We start from the raw sequence: 5,877 nt of genomic DNA, 5'->3' as shown, positions 1-5,877 counted from the left end.
GTGTGGATGTGGTGCTGGATTCGCTGGCGGGGGAATTCGTGGATGCCTCGCTGCGGTTGCTGCGGCCGGGTGGACGGTTCGTGGAGATGGGGTTGCTGGATCGCCGCGACCCCCAGCAAGTAGCCGCTGTCCATCCAGGGGTGCGGTACCAGAGTTTCGTCCTGTTGGAGGTGGCGCCGGATCGACTGAGGGAGATCCTGACATCGGTCGTAGAGCTGTTCGAGGCCGGAATCTTGACGCAGTCCCCGCTCACCGCATGGGATTTGCGGCAGGCGCCGGAAGCGTTGCGGTTCATGAGTCAGGCGCGGCATATCGGGAAGAACGTGCTCAACGTGCCGACGCCGCTGTCGCCTGAGGGCACGGTGCTGATCACCGGTGGTACCGGAGGATTGGGTGCGTTGGCCGCTCGGCATTTGGTCACCGAGTACGGGATCCGAAGGCTGATATTGGCCAGCAGACGCGGCCCGGATACGCCCGGTGTGAGGGAACTGCGTGACGAGCTCGACGCACTCGGTGCGCACGTGGACGTGGTCGCCTGTGACGCCGCGGACAGGAACGCCCTCGAGAAGACGCTCGCGGCGATCCCGTCCGAGCATCCACTGACCGGCGTCGTCCACGCTGCGGGGGTGCTGGCCGATGGCTTGTTCACCGCTCTGACGGCGGAGCGGATCGAGCAGGTGTTGCGGCCGAAGGTGGACGCGGCGTGGAACCTGCACGAGGCGACACGGCATCTGGATCTGTCGATGTTCGTGCTGTACTCCTCGATCGCGGGCGTGATCGGCAACGCGGGCCAGGCCAATTACGCCGCGGCCAATACGTTCCTCGACGCGCTGGCACACCACCGGCACGTGACCGGTCTGCCCGCGACCTCGATCGCGTGGGGGTTGTGGCAGCAGAGCACCGGCATGACCGGGGCACTCGGCCGAGCCGATATCGCTCGGTTGCGGCGGGAGGGCTTCCCGCCGCTGGGCGAGCGGGAGGGTATGGCACTGTTCGACTCCGCACTCGCGGGGGGCGCATCGGCGTTCGTGGCTGTCCGCGTCGACCGCGACGCGCTGGCGGAAACGGTACCCCGTGCCCTGATGCGCGGTTTGGTACGGCCGTCCCGCCGCCGGGTCGCCGGTGACGTGGCGCAGCGTCCGGAGCTGGCCGCGCGACTGGCGGGTCGTTCGGCTGCCGAGCAGGATCGCGTCGTCCTCGACCTCATCCGCGCCCAGGCCGCGGCGGTGCTGGGGCATACCGGCATCGAATCGATCCCGGCGGACAAACCGTTCCGAGATATCGGATTCGACTCACTCGGCGTCATGGAATTCCGCAACAGGCTGTCGGAAGCCACCGGGCTCCAGCTGCCGTCGACACTGGTCTTCGACCACCCGACCGCCACCGCGATGGCGAAGCTGGTGCGCTCCCTGGCGGTGCCGACCACCGCGGACGAATCCGCCGAGCGGGCTCCGCGCCCGGAGCGTGTGGTGGATGACCCGATCGCCATTGTAGGCATGAGCTGCCGCTTCCCCGGCGGAGTCACCTCACCGGAGAGTCTCTGGGAATTGCTGGCCTCCGGCACGGACGCGAGCACAGATTTTCCCACCGACCGTGGCTGGGATCTCGAGCGACTGTTCGATGCGGACCCGGACAAACCGGGTACCTCCTACACCCGGCGCGGCGGATTCCTCTCCGGCGCGGCGGATTTCGATGCCGGCTTCTTCGGCATCGGTCCCCGGGAGGCGTCCGCCATGGACCCCCAGCAGCGCCTGCTGCTGGAAGCGACCTGGGAGGCCCTGGAGAATGCCGGTATCGACCCGGTCGCGTTGCGTGGCAGCGATACCGGCGTCTTCGCCGGAGCGTGCTCATCCGGCTACAGCGAGCGGATCACCGGAGAACTGGAGGGCTACCGTCTCACCGGCACCACGCACAGTGTGGTCTCCGGCCGGGTGGCCTACGTTTTCGGCTTCGAAGGTCCGGCCGTCACCGTGGATACCGCGTGCTCGTCGTCGCTGGTCGCCCTGCACCAGGCCACCCGCGCGCTGCGCCAGGGAGAGACCTCGCTGGCACTGGCGAGCGGTGTGACGGTCGCGGCCAGTCCATACCTCTACGTCGATTTCGCCCGGCAGCGCGGCCTGGCGCCCGATGGACGCTGTAAGTCGTTCTCCGCCGACGCCGACGGCGTCGGTTTCGCCGAGGGCGTCGGGGTGCTCGTACTCGAACGGCTCTCCGACGCCCAGCGCCTCGGACACACCGTTCTGGCTCTCGTGCGCGGTAGCGCGATCAATCAGGACGGTGCGAGCAACGGCCTGACCGCGCCGAACGGTCCGTCGCAGGAACGGGTGATCGCGGCGGCGCTGGCCGACGCGGGGTTGACGCCGACGGATGTGGACGCGGTCGAGGCGCACGGCACCGGTACGACATTGGGCGATCCGATCGAGGCCCGGGCCCTGATCAATGCCTACGGGCGTGATCGTGCCGGTCGCCCGCTGTTCATCGGGTCGGTCAAATCCAATCTCGGCCACACCATCGCCGCCGCGGGTGTCGGTGGTGTGATCAAGATGGTGCAGGCGTTGCGGCACGAAACCCTGCCGAAGACACTGCACGCGGACGAGCCGAGCCCCCATGTGGACTGGTCGGCGGGCAACGTTCGGCTGCTGACCGAAGCCCAGGCGTGGCCCGCCGGGGAGCGCGTCCGGCGGGCCGGCGTGTCGTCGTTCGGTGTCAGCGGCACCAACGCACATGCCATCCTCGAAGAGGCGCCCGCGGCTGCGCCGTCATCGGTCGTGCCCGCTCCCGGGCGCCGTATCGAGACGGTCGTGCCCTGGCTGGTGTCGGCCGATTCCGAGTCCGGCCTGCGGGCGCAGGCCGAGCGGCTACGGGAGTGGGCGATCCACCATCCCGACGCCGGACCCTGGGACACAGCTCACGCGCTGATCACCTCCCGCGCACAGCTGCCGTGGCGTGGCGCTGTCGTCGGACGTGACCGAGACGAACTGCTGACCGGGCTGGCCGAATTGGCCGCTGGTAGCACGGGCGCGATCGCGGCGAAGTCGAATACGGCAGGCCGGACGGCGTTCCTGTTCACCGGTCAGGGCGCGCAACGTGCCGGGATGGGCGCCGGTCTGTACACGGCTTTCGGTGTGTTCGCCACGGCCTTCGACGAGATGTGCACCAATATCGATCCGCTGCTCGGCCGTTCGCTGCGAGAGCTGGTCTTCGACCCGGACGGTGCGCGGCTGTTGGATCGGACCGAGTTCACCCAGCCCGCCTTGTTCGCGTTCGAGGTAGCGCTGTTCCGGCTGCTGGAATCGTTCGGCGTCGTTCCGGACGCGCTCATCGGACATTCGATCGGCGAGCTGACCGCCGCGTATCTCGCCGGAGTGTGGTCGCTACCGGATGCGTGCGCGCTGGTGGTGGCGCGCGGACGGTTGATGGGCGCGCTACCCGGCGACGGCGCGATGCTGGCCGCGGCGATACCCGAGGAACAGGCGGTGAACCTGCTCGACGAATTCGGCGGTCGGGTGTCGATCGCCGCGGTGAACGGTCCGGGATCGGTGGTGTTGTCCGGTGCGGCCACCGTGATCGACGCGATCGCCGATCGTCTGGCCACGGCGAATGCGCAGACCTCGCGACTGCGGGTGAGCCATGCGTTCCATTCGGCATCGATGGAGCCGATGCTCGACGAGTTCCGCGGAGTGGCGCGAGGTTTGACCTACCATCGGCCGGCCGTCCCGATCGTGTCGAACGTGTCCGGCGCCTTGGTCGACGCCGAACTGACCGACCCCGACTACTGGGTCGCCCAGGTACGCGGGTGTGTCCGGTTCGCACCGGGTATCGCCACCTTGATAGAGGACGGCGTCCGGCGGTTCTTGGAGGTCGGCCCGGATGCCGTACTGGCCGCCATGGTTCGGCAGTGTCTCGCCGAAACGCCGGCCACGGAAGCGGAGTCGATCGTCGTCGCGGCCGCTCGACGCTCGACCGACGAGGCCGATCGGTTCGTGACCGCGCTGGCGCAAGCCGGCGCCGGAGGGGTGCCGGTGGACTGGACGCCGCTGTTCGCGGGCCGCGCGATCGAGCGGGTGCCGCTGCCGACCTACGCGTTCGAGCAGCAGCGGTACTGGTTGCCCCCGGTACGCGTGTCGGATGTATCGCGCTCGGGTCTGGACGACGCGGGCCATCCGCTGCTGGGCGCTCTGGTGCGGTTGCCGGATTCGCCGGATGTCGTGTTCACCGGCCGACTGTCCGGAGCGGAACATCCGTGGCTGGCCGATCACGCGGTCGGCGGAGCGGTCGTGTTCCCCGGCGCCGCCTTCGTCGAACTCGTCCTGCACGTGGGTGCGGCCGTGGCATGCCCCGCGGTGTCGGAGCTGGTGATCGAGGCGCCCCTGCCGATGCCATCGACGGGCGCGGTCGATCTGCGGGTGGTCGCCGGTGGGCTGGATGAATCCGGTGCTCGGGCAGTCGCGGTGTATTCGCGGTCGCTCGACGGTGCGGAGGCCGGGGCCGACTCCGCTCAATGGGTTCGTCACGTGAGTGCGACGGTGACCGCGCGGACGGGCGGCCGGACGGCCGCCACGGTGGCAGCGAGTTGGCCCCCGGCCGACGCGACCGTGCGGGAACTCACCGGCGCCTACGCGGATCTGGCCGGACTGGGCTACGAGTACGGTCCGGCTTTCCGGGGACTGACTGCGCTGTGGCGCGGCGACGGTGAAGTCTTCGCCGAGGTCGTGCTGCCCGAATCCGCTCGAGCAGAGGTCGACGGGTACGGAGTGCATCCGGCGCTGCTGGACGCGGCGCTGCACTCCATCCTGCTGGGCGGGCTGACGTCCGAACCGGTGGCCGGTGCGGTGGCTGTGCCGTTCTCGTGGGAGAACGTCAGGTTGTATGCGACGGGAGCGACCACGGTGCGGGTCCATGCCGCCGTGTCCGGCTCGGCGGCGGAGGACACGCGGATCGCGGTGACGCTCACCGACACCTCGGGGCGGCCGGTGGCCGAGATCGGTGCGCTGATGCTACGTAGCCTCTCGGCCGAGGCCTTTGCGGTAGGGCACCGCGCCGTCGGCTACGGACTCGACTGGATCGCCGTGCCTGCCCTCGAGCCGGGCGCCGCCGGCGACTGGGACGTTGCCGGTGACCTCGAGACCGTGTACGTCGCGGGGCGGGTCGCGACGGTGGTCCGCCTCCACGAGGTCGGCGACGGCGACATGCCCGCTACCGTGCGGACGGTGGTGACCGCGGTGACGGCGCGGGTGCGGGACCTACTGGACCGGGACAGCCGAGTTGTCGTGGTGACCCGGCGGGCGGTGGCGGTCCATGCCGGTGAGCCCCTGGATCCGGCCGCGGCCGCGGCGTGGGGGTTGCTGCGCACCGCCCAGAGCGAGCACCCGGACCGGGTCGTCCTCGTCGACGTCGATGAATGGAATCATCTGCGGCAGAGTGTCGTACTGGCGCTGACGCTGGACACCGAAGCTCAACTCGCCGTCCGCGGCGGCGTCCCCCACGCACCGCGACTCCATCGCGCCGGGCATGCGGGCGCCGCCCGCCTGCGCGACGCGGAGCTTCTGGGCACCGCCGCGTCCTCCGACCGCCGGGAATGGCGACTCGCGCCGATCGGGAAAGGCACGTTGAGCCCGGACAATTTCGGCCTGCGCGAACTTCCGGACGCCTGGACGCCGCTGGCTCCGGGGCAGGTGCGCGTGCGCGTGAAGGCAGTGGGCCTGAACTTCCGGGACGTACTCGTCGCGCTCGGCACCTACCCCGACCCGGACGCTGTGTTGGGTGTGGAGGGTGCTGGTGTGGTGGTGGAGGTGGGTGCGGGTGTGTCGGGGTTGGTGCCTGGTGATCGGGTTTTCGGGTTTGTGACGGGTGTGGGGTCGGTGGTGGTGGCCGATC

General features: G+C 69.7%; 1 protein-coding gene. It reads left to right on the top strand.

The window, feature by feature from the left end; all coding sequences use genetic code 11:
- Nucleotides 1-11 precede the first annotated feature (11 nt).
- Nucleotides 12-5,877 (top strand): type I polyketide synthase (locus tag GVY39_RS33490; protein WP_240679495.1); only part of this gene is annotated, 5,866 nt, incomplete at its 3' end.

The organism is Nocardia sp. CY15 (assembly GCF_009829295.1).
GTDB lineage: Bacteria > Actinomycetota > Actinomycetes > Mycobacteriales > Mycobacteriaceae > Nocardia > Nocardia sputi.
The sequence above is the reverse complement of the archived record's forward strand: the minus strand, read 5'-3'. Positions and strand labels throughout refer to the sequence as shown.